This window comes from Chamaesiphon sp. VAR_48_metabat_135_sub, from assembly GCF_031418915.1.
GTDB lineage: Bacteria > Cyanobacteriota > Cyanobacteriia > Cyanobacteriales > Chamaesiphonaceae > Chamaesiphon.
Window position 1 is genome coordinate 58,511 of the sequence record NZ_JANOJV010000159.1, and the last position, 16,707, is coordinate 75,217.

At 44.4% G+C, this 16,707-nt stretch carries 13 protein-coding genes; 9 read left to right on the top strand and 4 right to left on the bottom strand.

All coding sequences use genetic code 11. The features are described 5' to 3' along the window. Positions 1-5 precede the first annotated feature (5 nt). A complete protein-coding gene (locus tag RMO55_RS11595) occupies positions 6-1,952 on the bottom strand; it encodes an FHA domain-containing protein (protein ID WP_310426686.1) in 1,947 nt (648 codons plus the stop codon). A 173-nt stretch (positions 1,953-2,125) separates the two neighbouring features. Here RMO55_RS11595 and RMO55_RS11600 point away from each other — a divergent pair, with 173 nt between their 5' ends. After that, positions 2,126-2,461, top strand: a complete 336-nt coding sequence (locus tag RMO55_RS11600) for a hypothetical protein (protein WP_310426687.1) — start codon at positions 2,126-2,128, stop codon at positions 2,459-2,461. Between the two features lie 119 nt (positions 2,462-2,580). Here RMO55_RS11600 and RMO55_RS11605 read toward each other — a convergent pair whose 3' ends face one another. Further along, positions 2,581-3,426: a universal stress protein gene (locus RMO55_RS11605; protein ID WP_310426689.1), complete on the bottom strand. Its 846-nt coding sequence runs from the start codon at positions 3,424-3,426 to the stop codon at positions 2,581-2,583. A 433-nt stretch (positions 3,427-3,859) separates the two neighbouring features. Between RMO55_RS11605 and RMO55_RS11610 the strand changes: the two genes are divergently transcribed. After that, on the top strand, positions 3,860-5,005 hold the full coding sequence (locus tag RMO55_RS11610) for an acyltransferase (RefSeq protein ID WP_310426691.1): 1,146 nt from the start codon (positions 3,860-3,862) through the stop codon (positions 5,003-5,005). A 42-nt stretch (positions 5,006-5,047) separates the two neighbouring features. After that, positions 5,048-5,776, top strand: coding sequence for an HAD family hydrolase (locus tag RMO55_RS11615; RefSeq protein WP_310426693.1), 729 nt, complete (start codon positions 5,048-5,050; stop codon positions 5,774-5,776). Positions 5,777-5,852: 76 nt separating this feature from the next. Here the strand turns inward: RMO55_RS11615 and RMO55_RS11620 are convergent, their stop codons facing one another. Continuing rightward, a complete protein-coding gene (locus tag RMO55_RS11620) occupies positions 5,853-5,993 on the bottom strand; it encodes a hypothetical protein (RefSeq protein WP_310426695.1) in 141 nt (46 codons plus the stop codon). A 224-nt stretch (positions 5,994-6,217) separates the two neighbouring features. Next, positions 6,218-6,811, bottom strand: coding sequence for an imidazoleglycerol-phosphate dehydratase HisB (gene hisB / locus RMO55_RS11625; RefSeq protein WP_310426696.1), 594 nt, complete (start codon positions 6,809-6,811; stop codon positions 6,218-6,220). A 213-nt stretch (positions 6,812-7,024) separates the two neighbouring features. On the opposite strand from hisB, the gene RMO55_RS11630 reads away from it, so the two are divergent. The 6 genes from RMO55_RS11630 to RMO55_RS11655 all read left to right on the top strand — a co-directional run bounded on the left by RMO55_RS11630 (position 7,025) and on the right by RMO55_RS11655 (position 16,547). Beyond that, positions 7,025-8,203 (top strand): response regulator, encoded by a 1,179-nt coding sequence (locus RMO55_RS11630; RefSeq protein ID WP_310426697.1) that lies wholly within the window; start codon positions 7,025-7,027, stop codon positions 8,201-8,203. Positions 8,204-8,245: 42 nt separating this feature from the next. Further along, complete coding sequence (locus tag RMO55_RS11635) at positions 8,246-9,289, top strand: chemotaxis protein CheW (RefSeq protein WP_310426699.1); 1,044 nt, start codon at positions 8,246-8,248, stop codon at positions 9,287-9,289. A gap of 138 nt (positions 9,290-9,427) precedes the next feature. Then, positions 9,428-11,212, top strand: a complete 1,785-nt coding sequence (locus tag RMO55_RS11640; RefSeq protein ID WP_310426701.1) for a methyl-accepting chemotaxis protein — start codon at positions 9,428-9,430, stop codon at positions 11,210-11,212. Between the two features lie 188 nt (positions 11,213-11,400). Beyond that, positions 11,401-13,209 carry a methyl-accepting chemotaxis protein gene (locus RMO55_RS11645; RefSeq protein ID WP_310426702.1) on the top strand — a complete coding sequence of 603 codons (1,809 nt, stop codon included), beginning with the start codon at positions 11,401-11,403 and terminating at the stop codon, positions 13,207-13,209. Between the two features lie 105 nt (positions 13,210-13,314). After that, the gene (locus RMO55_RS11650) at positions 13,315-13,689 is read left to right on the top strand and encodes a four helix bundle protein (RefSeq protein ID WP_310426703.1); all 375 of its coding nucleotides are present in this window, start codon (positions 13,315-13,317) and stop codon (positions 13,687-13,689) included. Between the two features lie 53 nt (positions 13,690-13,742). Beyond that, entirely contained in the window at positions 13,743-16,547 is a 2,805-nt protein-coding gene (locus RMO55_RS11655; protein ID WP_310426705.1) for a hybrid sensor histidine kinase/response regulator, read from the top strand. The last annotated feature ends 160 nt before the right edge of the window (positions 16,548-16,707 follow it).

Sequence of the window (16,707 nt, forward strand, 5' to 3'; positions counted from 1 at the left end):
CCTACTCAATCTGGAGATCGATTATTAATCCAGTGCCACCATTGAATCAGAGAGCGGGCTAAAACTAGCGGTTTCAGTTCGATCGCATTTTGTGATAATAAATCTTGGGTAATATTAAAGGCTGCATATTGCAATCCCAAGAAACTATCTACAGGTGCATAGTAATTACCTAAAGTAATCGACCCAGATGCATAAATTTTGCCCGATTGATTTGCCAGCTCTGCTAATTCAAAATTAGGTGTGACAGTGAGTCTACCTAGATGATTGACTGGTAACTGATATTGCCGAACTAAATCCTGTAATAATGGACTTGCCATAATTGGAGCATCTACAGCAGTTGCATCGATAATAAAGTCTGATTCTAAATTGATTTCACTTTTGACTCCCGATGATTGTAACGCAGTAATTGCGCCACTCCGAGTTGCATTTGGAATGACTTCTCGAACTTCTCCATACACGATCTGATACCAGCCTTTATTGATACCCCCAGAGATGATTTTCTGCCAGTCGGGACGATTCATCGTCGTTACCCCACCCCAATCGGCGAGTAAGTGCTGACGTTGTTCTGGGGTAGCCGTTTCGAGGATTGTTTTATACTGTCCGCCCCAGGCAGATTTAGGCCAATTAAAGGGCTGAAATTCATAATTGTGTTCGACTTTGCGCTCGGCTAAACCGTATTTATTTCCTTCTACTTTGGCAGAGCGGAGTAATTGAATTACCCTAATTTCTACTCGCTCGTTGTTCCGTCGCAATGTATAGAGTTTTTGTAAGATGCGGGCGGCGGCCATTCCCGTTCCACGTAATAGTACGGTGCCCCCATATGTGGCTAAAGATTCATAAATATGTTCGTGGGGTTCGTAGGCATTTACGACTGTTTTAAAATCCTGCGTGCGATCGCGATAAGCTTGTAAATCTGGCAAAAATTGTAACGCGGGATAACCAGTAGCAATATGCACGTAACGGGCGATCGTACAAGCATAATCAGTCGGTTGCTGACAGGTATACACGATCGCATATCGACCGTCGGTAGTCTTGCGAATTGCCTGGACGTGAGCTGTCCGAATCATTTTTCGCCAACTAATCCGCGCTGCTTCTCGATCGATTGCCGCAACAACATCTCCAGATTTGGGTGTATAAGTATTCGCCAATATCGGCTCGGTAAATACTTGCCAGAGATGACTCAATCCCGATTTTAATTTCCCCTTAGCGATGTCCCTAATTGCCTCCAAGGTCGCATAATTGGGAAAACCCCAAAGATTGTCGGGGCAAGCATCCGCTGGGGATCTGAGCCTTTCCTGGGGCACGATCTGGGCATTGAGACAGAGTTGCTGGTAGCGTCCGTAGGGTTGCTGCTCCATTCCCAATACTCGCACTCGATCGGTACTCACCCCGCAAACTCGAAGTAAATCTACCCAAATAAAACTTCCCAAACCACCGCCAATCGTCGCATATTCTACTTCTTCGACAGGTAATCCAGTGGCATGGATGGCTTGAGGTTCGATCTGTTCCTGGAGGAAGATCGGCGGTAAACAATTGTTAACTGGAATTACGGGTGGTGGCGTGATGCGGGGATCTGGTCGATTGGTGACAGAATTAAATCTAATCTGAGATGGAGTTCGTGGCGTAGTACTAGGGAGTGAGACGGCAATTTGGTAATTGCCGATTTGGATCGTATCTCCAGGCTCGATTGGACTCTGAGTCTGGGGGATACCGTTTACCAGTAGTCCATTACTACTACCTCGATCGACAATCGTCAGCCGATCTTGCTGGATCTCGATCGAGGCATGATAGCGAGATACCTCTAGACTATTTAACACAATCCGACACACTCTCTGACCGTCTAGAATGTCAGGAAGTCGCTCAAATTCTCGCCCCAAAGCAATCGGGACATTTAACAGGGGTTCTTTCTGTTCTCCTGTTGCTGGATCTTCCCACATCAAACGGATTTGCACGATCTATCGATTGAGTGTTTATCGATCGATCTTAGCAGGATGAGCGATCTTTTGGTCGATCGATCACATATCAAGATTCAAAGGCTTCTTCAAGAAGTCGGTAGTCTGTCGTCGCTTAACGAGTTTGTCCATGCTATCAACTCCATATCAAATCTTGTTGATTTTGTTAACATATGAAAGAGCGAACTCCAGATGAAAACCTTGTCCAGAAGTTAGCGGCTGGTAAGTTATTTAGAATAGTCTCATTCATACAGAGCTTCGTTCATCTCTGTGCTTATATCGCATCTTTTGTCAAATTAATCATCATCGAAGCTGGTGGGTATTACGACATTGGCTTAATGATTTTTATTGGCATCACGCTTCTGTCCATGCCATTATTTTCAATTTCTTGGTGGCTGATTCAACACAGTTTAAAAATATCCAAGAAAAAGAGATTTTGGGGATATTGTTTCGACTTCTCTGCCTCAATTTGGAGTATTTTTATAATAAAATTAAGTTATTTTATGTAGTAGAACGTAGGGTGCGTTAGCGACAGCGTAACGCACCTTTAATTGATTTTCTTGGTGCGTTACGGCTATGCCTAACACACCCTACTCAACTAAAATTTAAGCTTAACACCTAAAACCTCTTACCCCAGCGCAGATCGTGTTAACAATACGGGACATGGTGTTTTGACTCGTACATAATCAGACATGGAATTGCCTAATAAGCGATCGAGATCTGGTAAACTTCTCGCTACAGAAGGACGGCGTTCGGGTGAACCAATCATCACGAGATCGGCGTGAAATTCTTCAGCAGCTTTACAAAGCTCCTTGCCAGGATTGCCCCCAGCGACAATACATTTATAGGCTACTCCTTGTTTTTTTGCTTCATTAATAGCCGGCATAAATACAGGATCTTTTTCTGGGTTAGTCATTGCATCGGCTGCTTTCTGGTCTCCTTTAATTTGAGTTAAAAGTAGTTGACTACCCTTAATATCTCGCAAGAAAAATAGTGCTAGTTTGAGAGATTGTTGGGCGGGGATAGAGTTGTCATATCCGACCATAATTCGATTGATGTGTTTGATATTAACATCATCGTTTACTAGCAACATCGGGCGAGAAGTGAGTTGAAAGACATATTGACTGACAGAGTTGGAAAGGATCGACTCTAAACGACTCATGCCGCGCGAACCCATAATAATCAAATCGACATTTTCCTCCTCAGCCACTTGACAAACAGTATCCTTAGGATCGCCTTGTTTTAGTCTGACATTAACTTTCGCAGGTTCTAGCTTGAGATACTCGATCGCATCAGCGAGAATTTTTCCGCCAGCAGTCAGCTTTTCTGCCATTAGGTCGGCGGTGACTTGGGGCGACACTACGTGTAGAATTGTGACATCTGCCCGCTGAATGGAAGGAATTTCCATCAGCATTTTTAGCATCTGCTCACATTTTCCTAATCCAGCGACGGCGATTAAAATCTTCTGAATCATTGGTATATTATCCTATCTGAATTCTGATAATTAGCTGAAGAGAACGCAATCTTAAATTATTGGTGGGATGGGCATATTGCCATTATGTAAATTACCAGCCCGATCTGCGCTTACGACTGAAAAGTAAGACTACTGTAGTCTAGGGTCGCGGACTCATTAATTGATATACTTTTGATTCTGCACTGATATCGGACTCAGGCTGTCTCGATCGCAATATTTTTTAACGTCAAGGATCTAGCTAGTGAATACAGATCTCGATCGTTATAATTTAAACCTGAATCTGTTACAGCTATCGATCTAAAGTATAAACAATGTTGTCTTGGTATCAAAAGACTTGATTCCGATCCTGATGATGAGGATAATTTATATAACTCAATCACGAAAACCAAGGTGTTAATTACAGATGTAAATCGATTGGTTAGAAGCTATATATATGAATAAAACTGGTATAGTCAGCTCTGCCGATAACTTAGAGTATATAGATGTCGTCCGTGGCATCGCAATTCTGCTGGTAATTCTCATTCATACGAGCAAGGAAATTAATGGACTACCTGAATGGATCTTTGCTATTGGCGACTATGGACAAATGGGCGTACAACTTTTTTTCATTGTGTCTGCTTACACCTTGTGTTTTTCATATACTAGAAGGAAACAAGAGGATAAGGCATTGATTTCATTTTTTATCAGAAGGTTTTTTAGAATTGCCCCGCTATACTATCTAGCAATTATTGGATATTTTCTGTCGGAGCCACTTACCTATATTTTAGCAAAAAATAGGATGCCGTATTCTCAGTACAATTTTGAAAGTATTGCTGCAAACATTTTATTTATTCATGGATTTGTGATATCGGCAAACAATAATGTTGTACCTGGCGGATGGTCGATTGGGGCTGAAATGGCTTTCTATCTTGTATTCCCAATGTTATTTACTTTATTTTCCTGGGCTTATAAACAGCGAGGGATGATAGCCTTATATGGTTTGGTAGGATTTTCCGTGTTGCTAAATATCACTATTCAGTGGACAATTCGGGAATTTTTCTTGTTCATGGAACCTTTTCAAGGTCGGATGACGATCGAAAGCAATCCCTTTATTTATTGGAACTTCATCAATCAGCTACCAGTATTTTTAATTGGAATGACAATTTTTTTTAGTCATCAAAATAGAGTAGTAGTGATATTTTCGATCCCCATCCAAATTGAAATTTTTATTTTTCTTACAACAATTTCTGTGAAAATATTCCAATACAAGCAGGATTTAGTGTTGATGTTTATTCCCGTTTGTGCAGGAATATCATTTGGGTTTTTATTAAATATCTTACAAGAGTTAAAATATTCAAATCGGCTGCTGGAAGGAATCGGGCAAGTTTCTTATTCAATGTATATAGTACATTTTATTTTTGCTTTGTATCTGGCTCCAAAGGCTATAGATAAATTACCGAAAACAATCGATCCCCATCTATTGTTACTTTTCTCATTTATCTCAGTGACAAGCTTGACCTTTTTGGTTGCTATATTTACCCAAAAATATATTGAGGCTCCAGGTATTAGACTGGGGAAAATAATTATCTCCAGGCTGTAATATTTAGATATCTGTTAACTTAGCAATTTTTCACTAACGCCAATGATTTCGATCGATTGTCTCAGTCACAAGTTTACAGATATCCAAGCCATTATTTTTGATAAAGATGGCACCCTAGAAGACTCTGGGGACTATCTGCGCAATGTCGCCCAGAAACGAGCACGACTGATTGACGCTCAAATTCCAGGTGTGGGTGAACCGCTGCTGATGGCGTTTGGCGTGAATGGACTGACTTTAGATCCAGCCGGATTGCAAGCAGTGGGTAGTCGGCATGAGAATGAAATTGCAGCAGCAGCGTATATTGCCGAAACAGGGAGAGGTTGGAGCGCGTCTTTAGATATTGTACGCGGAGCTTTTACCGAAGTCGATCGAGTGATGGAATCTACGCCAGCGGCGATGTTTCCTGGCTGTCAGGAATCGATCGAATCCTTCGCTGCTGCGGGGATTAAACTAGGGATAGTCTCGGCGGCGACGACGAGCCAGGTTGTTAATTTTGCTAATTATCACAAGTTACAATCTTACTTCCAGATCCTGTTAGGTTCCGATCTCCAATTTGCCAAACCCGATCCGCGCTTATTTCAATTTGCCTGTCAGGAACTGGGTGTAAATCCAGCTCGAACCTTGATGGTTGGCGATAGTAGTTGGGACATGGCAATGGGGAGTCAAGGCGGCGCAGCAGGCTGCATTGGCATTTCCTGGGGTCGATCTGGAAAGCCTTTGGCGATGGCTGATATCTCGATTTCTAAATTGTCAGAATTAAATATTAGCTAGCTGCATCGAAGTCTAGGGTAGGCGCAATGCCCCTACCCTAGACAGACTTCGAGGATACCCTAATTTTTGACTTAATTTAATGATGTTTTTTGTCGATCTCTCCTTCAAAAGGTTGGATACCTGTTGCGGGGTATTTATTACGATCGAGTCCGAATATTCTCGCAGCCGCCTCAGAAAAATAACCGATGAATTTGTCTAGCATGGTGGCAATTCGCATAACTTACGCCCCTGCACTAATATGGGTTAATAATTAAGTCTTCGATACTCTCAATTATAATCCTTCCATTTCAGGAAGATTGTTAATGTTATAGATCTTTAAATTAGTGGATAGTGAATATTGGTTAGATCGATCGATTATTTATATTTGCGCAGATATTAATTAACAATTCATAATATCTAAAACAAACCTAACTACAAGCTCTTTCTATCCACTATTCACTATTACAGCACTCCTTTAGAACTAGGAATAGTTCCCATCCGTCGCAGATCGGCTTCAGTTGCCATCCGCATTGCTCTGGCAAACGCTTTGAAGGTGGCTTCGAGGATATGGTGAGAATTAATGCCATCCAATTGACGAATATGGAGCGTCATCAGACTGTGATTGACCACAGCTACAAAAAATTCTCGGACTAATTGAGTATCGTAAGTACCGACGCGCTGAGTGGGAATTTGTAATCCATAACTAAGGTGGGGACGACCGGAAAAATCGAGGGCGATTTGCACCAGGGCTTCGTCGAGAGGGGCGACAAAATGACCGAACCGCACGATCCCCTTGCGATCGCCTAATGCTTTCGCCAGAGCCATCCCCAGTGTGATTCCCACGTCTTCATTAGTATGGTGATCGTCGATTTCGATATCGCCTGTAGCGGTAATGTGGAGATCGAATAAGCCGTGGGAGGAAATCTGGTGCAGCATATGATCGAGAAAGGGAATTCCCGTCTGGGCGTGGCAAATTCCGGTACCATCGAGATCGATTGTCACTGTGACATCAGTTTCGCCAGTTTTACGATGAACTGTGGCAATTCGGTTTGACATGAGAGGAAGAGAGGTAAGGAGCGGGGATGTTAATGTACTGTTACCGTCAAATGGTCGGTATTTAGGTATTTGCATTGTATCATTCTAGCCCCACCCAACACCCCCACACCCCAACACCCCCACACCCCAACACCCCTTGTAAATTTTCTGGCAAGATTTGGGAATGATAGGGAAGGTAATCTTCAGATGCAATGGAATCGGTAGATGAGTGGAATGTCGATAGGTGATATCTCGATCCCAGGGGAAACATTGCCACTAATTCCGTACCAATCACAGGATCTCGCTCGATTAATCGAATCTTTTCGCCAACAGCAGGTGAGTGGTACTTTACAGTTAGAGGTAGAGGCGCAGCCTGGTAAATATTGGCAGCGAGTCTTGATTTGGTATAAGGGTGAAATCACCTATGGTGGTAATAAATTAATCGATCGTGGCGAACTGATTAGGACACTCGTCCAAAAGTTTAAGCCAGAATATGCACAATCGATCGAGGGTTGGCTGATCCAACAACTAGTTCATCCTCATTCAAGCCGAGAGCTGTTAACGTTTTTGGTGCAGAAACAGGTGTTGAGCTGGGAACAGATCGAGGGTTGGGCGCAAGGACAGACAGTTTTTGTGCTCGAACAAGCAATTAGTTTTGCGGGTAAATATCGTTTTACCCCACAGTCAAAAGTTGACTTTTATCATGGTTCGCCAGGATCTGGCTTGAACTGGAATCAGTTGATGGTAACGGTGAATACGCGCCAGCAGTATTGGAGCAAAATTAGTAGTTTAATTCCAGGGATTGCTGCCGTTCCGCTCCCGCCGACTCCAGCGATCTTGGCCAAGATCGTCGAAGCAGCTATCAAACAACATTCTCAAAAATGGTTTGATGGTCAAAGAACGATCGTCGATATTGCGAATCTGCTCGATCGAGATCCGCTCCAAGTGGCTCGTTCTTACGCTCAATGGGCGCAAATGGGGTGGATGCAGTGTCAAAAGCCAATCGATGTCGTGGTGGAGCCGCTAGCCCCCATAGAATTGCCGATCGTGCTGTCGGTAGATGATAGTCCGATCGTCCAAACTCGCATTAAACGAGCATTGAGCGATCATTGTGAGGTGTTACTGGCAAATGATGCGATGAGTGCCTTGCATTTATTGGCGCGCCAGCCGGTGGATCTATTGTTGCTAGATGTAACGATGCCGGGGATCGATGGGATTGAATTGTGTCAGACCTTGCGGCGAATGAGTAAATTTACTCAACTGCCGATCGTCATGCTAACAGCCAAAGACAAGAGTTACGATCGCGCCTTAGCCGAAATGGTTGGAGCGACAGAGTACTTAACTAAACCTTTAGATGATGCCAAATTGGTAGCTATTGTTAATCAATACACCAAGCGTGGGCATATTCAATAATAAGCCCAACAGTTATTCCAACTAATATATATTACGAATATTATGTCAGATAAGCAGAATCTGATCTTTGGTTTACATGGCTCTCTCTATGGAATCGATGTAGACTTTGTGCGAGAAATCTGCTGGCTACCTGAGTTGTACTCGTTAGCCACCGCTCCAGTAGATATTCTCGGAATCTTTAATTGGCGATCGAAAATGGTGCCTGTCATGCATCTAGATTTGCGATTTGGACGCGGTTTTTCTGGCTGCAATGCTACAGATCGAGTAATTGTGGTGAAGTGCCAGAGTACTTATATGGGAATTGTGGCGCATGAGATATTCGATGTGCAATTTATCGATCCTCAACCGCTCGACCTCGATTTGATTCAAGGTCGTCAATCACAGGCGGATCGCCATTTTATCACTGGGATCGGCCAACGGAATGAGACTCTAGTCAGTTGTCTCGATCTCGATCGATTGATTCGAGAACCAGATGCGGTGGTGGCTTTAGCTACCGAGGCAGCACCAGTTTTAGCTGGAGCAGATGCGGATTTTTATAGTAGGTGTTGTCCCCAAGCTAGTGTCGCTGACAGGGCGATTTTTGCTACTCGCGCGCTCCAACTCAAAATATCGGCGATCCAAAATCGGGGGATTCAGACAGAGGAAGGCGTTTTAGTCGTTCAAATTGGCACAGCTTATTTTGGGTTTCCCCTGGAACTGGTTGTCGATGTAGATGCACTAGATCGATTTCCTCTTTCGATCGTTCCAGTGGCTCCAGAATATATCTTAGGACAAATCAACTGGCGGGGGGAAATTTTACCATTAGTGGAATTGGGATCGGTGTTGCAGATTCCCACTTTACCTCGTCAGGAAATAGTCGTAGTTAAGATCGACGAGATCTCGATGGGGATCGGAGTCGATCGCATTTTCGATGTGTTTTATCTAACTATCGATCGAATTGAGTCTTTACCGATTTCGGTTAGCGATCGGTTGCGTGCATATCTACGTGGTGTCACCAAGTATGAAGATAGTTTGATGTATCTAGTCAGACTTCAGGAATTGGTAGAACGCGAATTTTTACCTCAAAAAGTCGAAAGTAGAGGATAGGAAAAAGTTGGTTATTTGGAAATTAATCTTCCCAATCGGTGTTCCGCTCTGCACTCGACTAATTAGGCTTAAACCAAATTTTTATATTTTAAATTTATTCCAGTTCGCACTACCAACCACTAAATTCTATCAAATTTTATGTCAACCAATTTGTGGACTAAAGTAAATACTCTCTCCTTCAAAACCAAGACAACACTTATGGCGATCGCCGTGGGAGTTTTACCGATCGCGACAGTTGGGACGCTCAATTACCTTCAGACTCGGAATACGATTCAACAAAAAGCCGTTCAAGATCGGGTGACACGGGCGACATCTGTCGCTGACAAACTCAATCGATTTGTGTTCGAGCGAAATGGAGATGTTACAGTTTTATCGTCACTACCAATTTTTGCCGATCCCAAAGTAGCTGCAATTACTTCAGTAGAGCGTAAAAGTCAGCTATTGGATCGATTTGTCAGTGTTTATCAGGTATATGACAGTATTGCTGCCTTCGATCTCCAGGGTAATTCGATCGTCCAGAGTAAGGGTGAAAAATTAGGCAATCACTTCGATCGCAATTATTTTCAAGAGATCCTGAAAACAGGTAAAGTTGTCATTTCCGAGCCACATCTAGCGAAAAGTACGGGCAAATTAGTAATTGCCTTTGCTGCACCGATTAGAGATTCAACTACTAATAAAATCATCGGTGTGGTGCGAACGAGAACTCCTGTCGATCGATTAGCAGTAGTGCTGAAAGATTTTGCTAACAAATCTGAAAATTATCACATCCTCGATCTCCAGACTAACAAATTATTTATTAGTTCTAATGGGCAGTATCTAAACCAGCCAGAAACCCCAGACATGATCCAGGCGCGATCGAAAGCGGACATGGTTTACCATAAATCGTCTGGTGGTAGCGATCGCGCCGAACTCCTCACTATGGCTCCCTTTGCTAAATTAGAAGGCATGAAAGAACTGCCCTGGATTGCTGTAACAACCATTGATGAAGATGCAGCCTACGTAGAACTGCAAGGGCTATTGTGGACGATTCTAGTGGGGGCTGGCTTCACAGCAGGATTAACAATTGCCGCATCGACTTTCTTTGCCGATCGAATTACCAAATATATCCAACAGGCGATCGCCACGATTACCACTTCTGCCAATGAAATCGTTGATACGGTTCAGTCACAAGAGATTGCAGTCAACCAACAAGCAAATTCGGCGATCTCTACCACCGATAGCATCAACGAATTGGAGAGTATTTCCACCGAAACTGCCGAACAAGCCGATGCATCAGCAACCGGAGCTAGACATGCGCTCTCCCTCGCGGAAGAAGGCACCCAGTCGGTACAAAGAACCATTCATGAAATGTCTGATTTACGCGATCGGGTTGATGAAATCGCCCAACAAATTGTCAATCTCGGCGAACAAACTGGACAGATTACCACTGTATCTGACCTTGTATCCGACTTGGCAAAACAAACCAACATGCTCGCGCTCAAAGCAGCAGTAGAAGCAGCACGAGCGGGAGAACAGGGGAAAGGATTTGGCGTGGTTGCGGGTGAAATTAGAAAACTTGCCGATGAAAGTAAAAAATCCGCCCAGAAAATTAATAACTTAGCGACAGATATTCAAGCCGCAATTAACCGCACGGTGATTGTGACAGATCGTGGTACCAAAACGGCAACAGAGGGAATTCAACTCGCCGAAAACACCGCAACTACCTTCATCGGTGTAACCGATGCCGTCAACAATGTGTTCCTCAACTCTCAACAGATTTCCGCTAGTACCAAACGCCAAGCAACAGCAATTCAACAGGTATTAGGTGCGATGAACACCATCTCTCAAGGTTCGCAAGAAAGTGCGATCGGGATGCACAAAGTCAAGATTTCCACCAGCGAACTCAACCAGATTGCGGACGAACTGCAAGCGGCGGTGAGTTAGGGGATAGGGGATAGGGAATAGGGGATAGGGGATAGGGAATAGGGAATAGATAGGACGCTTGCGTCCTCAAGTCTAAACCTTGATCTTAATATCGCTTAACCTCTAAACCCTAACCCCTAAACCCTCACCTCTAAACCCTCACCTCTAATCCCTCACTCCTAAACAATCCCTCACCTCTAATCCCTACTATGCTAACCACCTTCAAAACCAATTTCCAATCCAAATTAAACAGCTTATCCTTCAAAACCAAAGCAATTTCTGCGGCGGTATTACTATCACTCTTACCCGTACTTGGGGTTGGGGGTTTGGCATACATCGTGTCGCAAAATAACTTGAGATCGACGGAAACAAATGACCAACAAGTTATCGCATCCGCCTTGGAAGCTGCATTATCTCGCTTTATTCTGTTACGGGGTAAAGACATGGACACTATCGCCAATTTACCAGTACTGGAAGATGCCAAGATTTCAGCAAGTTTGACTATCGGACAAAAAGAAAACTTTTTAAATGACTATATCGATCGATATAAGTTTTATAACAGTCTCATGATTTTCGATCTCAATGGTAATGTTATTGCTGCTTCTAAAGGAAGTAGTCGTTATAACCATTCCAATCGAGATTATTTTAAAGCAGCACTGAAAACTGGTAAATCTTATATTAGTAAAATTGAAGTTTCCCCAACTACCAAACAATCATCAATTTACTTCGCAGCTCCGATTAGAGATAATGTCAGCAAACAAATTGTAGCGATCGTGCGGGCACGAATGCCCATTACCGCGCTCAAAACAATTGCGGCAGATTATGGCAGCAACGATAACGAATGGCATATTATCGATAAGACCAGTAATAAATTTGCGATCGCCGCAGAAGCAGAAGATAACGGACTTGATGTTAATACAATTTTCCCCAGTTACGACAGATTGAAAAATAATGATAAAGTAACGTCTGTCATCGATACAAAGCAAGGAGATAGCAAACGACAGCTAGTATCTTTTGTCAATGTTGCTGATGGTCAAGATCTAGCACCACTCAATATGTCTGTGGCGATTGCTAAAAATATGGCTGTTATCGAAGCCAAGGAAAATGGAGTCTTGCTGGTATTGGCAATCGGGATGTTGGTAGCAGGGGGTACGACGATCGGTTTGTCCTTGGTACTGGGTAATCGAGTCACCAAGTTTATCGGACAATTAGCCGAATCGATCGTCAGTTCTTCTGGGGCGATCGTCGATACGGTAGAAATGCAAGAAGTCACCGTAAACATGCAGGCGAATTCGGCGATCGATACTAGTACGACAGTTAACGAACTGGGCGCGATTTCGTTCAAATCTGCCGAACAAGCTGAAAACTCTGCTACAGGTGCCAGACAAGCACTCTCACTCGCCGAAGACGGGACTCGATCGGTACAACAGACGCTCCAAGGGATGTCTGGACTACGGGATAAAGTGGACGCGATCGCCAATCAGATTGTCAACCTCAGCGAACAAACTGGACAGATTACCATCGTATCCGACCTCGTGGCAGATTTGGCAAGTCAGACGAACATGCTCGCACTGAACGCAGCGGTAGAAGCAGCGCGGGCGGGAGAACAGGGTAAAGGTTTTAGTGTAGTTGCCGATGAAATTCGGAAACTAGCCGACCAAAGTAAAAAATCTGCGGATAAGATTAACTCCCTCGCTAATGATATTCAAGCAGCGATTAACCGGACGGTGATGGTGACTGATGAAGGTACCAAAACGGTAAACGAAGGGATCGATCTGGCTCGATCGACTGCGGACACCTTCGCAGGGGTGACAGACGCGGTTAATAACGTGTTCTTGAGTTCTCAACAGATCTCTACCAGTGCCAAACAACAAGCGATCTCGATCCAACAGGTACTCAGCTCGATGGCGGCAATCTCCCAAGGATCGCAAGAAAGTGCCATCGGTATGCACCAAGTGAAAATGACTACGAGGGAGTTGACACAGGTGGCGGATGAACTCAAAGCTGCTGTTGTTTAGGGATTGGGGATTGGGGATTGGGGATTAGGTATTAGGTATTAGGTATTAGGTATTAGGTATTAGGTATTAGGTATTAGAGCTTGAATTATCAAAGGTGGAGTTTAGATGAGTGTTAGTCGTTTTCGTGAATCAAAAGCTTGGCAATTAGGGATGGATTTAGCAGAACGTGTTTATCTGCTGACTGACTCTTTTCCTAAGTCGGAAACTTATGGAATGACTAGTCAAATTCGACGCTCCGCTGTTTCTATTCCCTCTAATTTAGCCGAAGGACACGGTAGAACTTCAAGTAAAGAGTTTTTACAATTTATTGCTATTGCGTATGGATCTATTTGTGAACTAGAAACTCAGATTTTATTATCTCATCGGCTGAAATATATTGAAACGCATGATTCAGAGCTGATTTTAGAATTATTAATTGAAACGAGTAAAACCATTCGTGGCTTACAAAAAGCAATTAGAGAAAGAATTACAAAAGAATAGTAGACAAACCTAAAACCTAAAACCTAAAACCTAAAACCTAAGACCTAAGACCTATGTACATTGAAGACGAAGAACTCCGAGGACTGTACAAAACCTCCGCTACCGAACACATCCAGGCGATCGAGTCGGCATTGATGCAGTTGGAAAAACAACCACAAAATTTGGTTGGATTAAAAGACTTATTGCGTTCTGCTCATACGCTCAAGGGTGACTCGCGGATGTTGGGGGTGGAGGATGTGGAAACTCTCGTTCACCAGATTGAAGAGTGTCTGATGCCGATCGAAAAGGGTCAGGCAAGTATGACGGAAGAATTGTGCGATCGATTGTATGCTGGACTGGATAACATCAAGCAATTAGCCCATACCGCCGTCACTGGCGAACCAAATGATGTCAATATGTTTTATGTATTGGCAACATTAATGGGCGATGCTGGTGCCCAACAGACACGATTGATGGACATTCCCGTCGATGAATTATTCGATGATGCTACATCGATCTCGACTGATATTCAGATCGATAAGTTAGTGGAGTCTGCATCGAGTTCGCTAGATATCGAGGAAATCAAATCGGATGCTTGGATTAGTCCCTCTGCGGAAGAATCTTTATTCGACACGCCGACAGATCTCTGGTTGCATGAAGATCGAACGTCGGTATCTCCCGCACCATTCCAATTACAAGCAAGTTTTTTGGAGTTAGCATCAGAGCTATTTCCGCCAGATTCCACCTTACCATCCCTAGATCGAGAGGCTGTGTTTAGCGACTTTACTCTAATTGCGGGTACCTCACAGCCAGCAGAGCCAGATGCTGTCTTTTTCCAAGATGATGAATTTACGCTAATTCCTAGTAGTGTCGAGATCGGTTCGGGAATTGGTGATTTGGAATCGATCGATGAAGATCTGCTCTTTTCCAATTTTGACAATACTTTAGTGCCCATCAGCGAGGATCTTATCGGATCGTTACCATCTGCGGCTCCAGAGCTAACAGAGATTGCGATACCTTCCATTCAAGTTGAAGCTCCAGCGAGCGATTCCCCACTAGAGAGAGTGCGCCAACGTCGCCCAGCTACATCTCCAGCCGCTCCCGCTGGCAGTGTCGGCGACTACCAAATCGACACAATTAGGGTTGAAGCAAAGCAATTAGATGCTTTGATGGGACAATCTGCAGAAATTAATGTCATCAACCAGCAAATTACCAGTCGATTACTAGATCTCGAAGCAATGCTAGAACTCTGGGAAAATAGTAGCCGCGATGCTCAACAGATTCAAACTCTGCTCCAACATATTCCCTCACAATCGCCACTACATCGGCACTTGAGTCGTAATTGTCAGCAGTGGGAGCAAATGGGAGCTTCGATCGGCAAGTTCAAAAAGTCGATCGGTGCAGATAGCTCTAGACTCGATCTCGTCACTTCTGCTCTAGAATCGGGCGTGAAAAAGCTGCGACTCCTACCACTGGCAACGATTTTCAATCTCTTTCCCCGGATGGTGAGAGATTTAGCCAAAACCCAATCGAAAGAAATTAATTTTGCGATCGAGGGTGGCGATCTCCTCCTCGATAAACGGCTCTTAGAAGAGATTAAAGACCCATTGATGCATCTTTTACGAAATGCGATCGATCATGGCATTGAAACGCCAGCAGAACGCCAGCAGAACGGTAAATTGACAGCCGCAACCTTGATGATTCAAGTCCGGCAAACTGGGAACCAAACAACGATCGAGATCCTTGACGATGGGCGGGGATTGGAATTACAACGGATTAAAGCCACTGCGATTAAACGAGGATTATATACCCAAGCTGAATTGGATCTAATGACTACCGATCGGATTCAGTCCCTGATTTTCGAGTCGGGTTTCTCCACTCGATCGCGGGTGACAGAGCTGTCTGGGCGCGGTGTGGGATTGGATATCGTCCGCACGAATGTGGAACGGATTAAAGGATCGGTAGAGGTGGAATCCTCACCCGATCGTGGTTGTACGTTCCGCATCGTCCTCAGTCACACGATTGGTAGTTCGCAAGTGATGATGGTCGATGTGCGCGAGCAAACTTATGCGATTCCAGTCGAATTTGTCGATCGGATGTTACTGGTTAATAAGGCGGAAATCTTCGCCCTGGGTGGTACACCAACCACCCAGATTAACGGACAGACGATTACAGTAACTTGGTTAGCCGACTTGCTCTCCCTTCCCGCCATCGCCCCCAATTCCCCAGGGGAACTGACTCGAACGTCAAACTCCATTGCCTGTCTACTGCTCAAGTCAGGAAGACAACAATTGGCACTACTAGTCGATCGCATCCAAGATCGGCAGCTAGTCACGATCGAGTCACCCCATCCTCTGCTCAAAAATGTCCCCCACCTCGCTGGATCGACAATTTTGGGAACTGGGGAAGTCTGCTTGATTCTCAACCCTCTCGATCTGTTGACAACTGCGACAGGTGGTAATCCGTCCTCACCCAGGGTAGTTGTACCAACTGTCAATCCCATTGCGATGGACTTGACTCCTACAATCCTATTAGTAGAAGACTCCCTCGTCATTCGGACGCAGATGACGCGGATTTTAAAAGGGGCTGGTTATCAAGTAACCACCGCAAATGATGGCTTGGAGGGCTGGGAAAAACTCCAAGCCGGAAGATTCGATCTCGTTGTCTCCGATGTAGAAATGCCGCGCTGGGGAGGATTGGAACTCACAACCCAAATCCGCAACCACTCTGACTACCAGAATCTCCCAGTGATTCTAGTTACAACCCTATCAAAAGCAGCCGATCGCGATCGCGGTCTTGAAGCTGGTGCAAATGCCTACCTCACCAAAGGTGACTTCGACCAGCAACTGTTGCTGGATACGCTGAATAGATTGATTTAGAGCAAAGGGGAGTGTGGGGAGGGTGGGAAGATGGGGGAGATAGGGAAAGGTGGAAAAGATAAGAGTTAAAACCCAAGCGTTTTTTACACCCCCACACCCCCACACCCCCACACCCCACACCCCCACACCCCTACCCCTTACCCCCTACCCCCTAATTATG

Bases quoted from the DNA above. Each gene is read 5' to 3' on its own strand.
- RMO55_RS11600 (WP_310426687.1), top strand. From the start codon at position 2,126: ATGAAAGAGCGAACTCCAGATGAAAACCTTGTCCAGAAGTTAGCGGCT.
- RMO55_RS11605 (WP_310426689.1), bottom strand. From the start codon at position 3,426: ATGATTCAGAAGATTTTAATCGCCGTCGCTGGATTAGGAAAATGTGAG.
- RMO55_RS11610 (WP_310426691.1), top strand. From the start codon at position 3,860: ATGAATAAAACTGGTATAGTCAGCTCTGCCGATAACTTAGAGTATATA.
- RMO55_RS11615 (WP_310426693.1), top strand. From the start codon at position 5,048: ATGATTTCGATCGATTGTCTCAGTCACAAGTTTACAGATATCCAAGCC.
- RMO55_RS11620 (WP_310426695.1), bottom strand. From the start codon at position 5,993: ATGCGAATTGCCACCATGCTAGACAAATTCATCGGTTATTTTTCTGAG.
- hisB (WP_310426696.1), bottom strand. From the start codon at position 6,811: ATGTCAAACCGAATTGCCACAGTTCATCGTAAAACTGGCGAAACTGAT.
- RMO55_RS11630 (WP_310426697.1), top strand. From the start codon at position 7,025: ATGTCGATAGGTGATATCTCGATCCCAGGGGAAACATTGCCACTAATT.
- RMO55_RS11635 (WP_310426699.1), top strand. From the start codon at position 8,246: ATGTCAGATAAGCAGAATCTGATCTTTGGTTTACATGGCTCTCTCTAT.
- RMO55_RS11640 (WP_310426701.1), top strand. From the start codon at position 9,428: ATGTCAACCAATTTGTGGACTAAAGTAAATACTCTCTCCTTCAAAACC.
- RMO55_RS11645 (WP_310426702.1), top strand. From the start codon at position 11,401: ATGCTAACCACCTTCAAAACCAATTTCCAATCCAAATTAAACAGCTTA.
- RMO55_RS11650 (WP_310426703.1), top strand. From the start codon at position 13,315: ATGAGTGTTAGTCGTTTTCGTGAATCAAAAGCTTGGCAATTAGGGATG.
- RMO55_RS11655 (WP_310426705.1), top strand. From the start codon at position 13,743: ATGTACATTGAAGACGAAGAACTCCGAGGACTGTACAAAACCTCCGCT.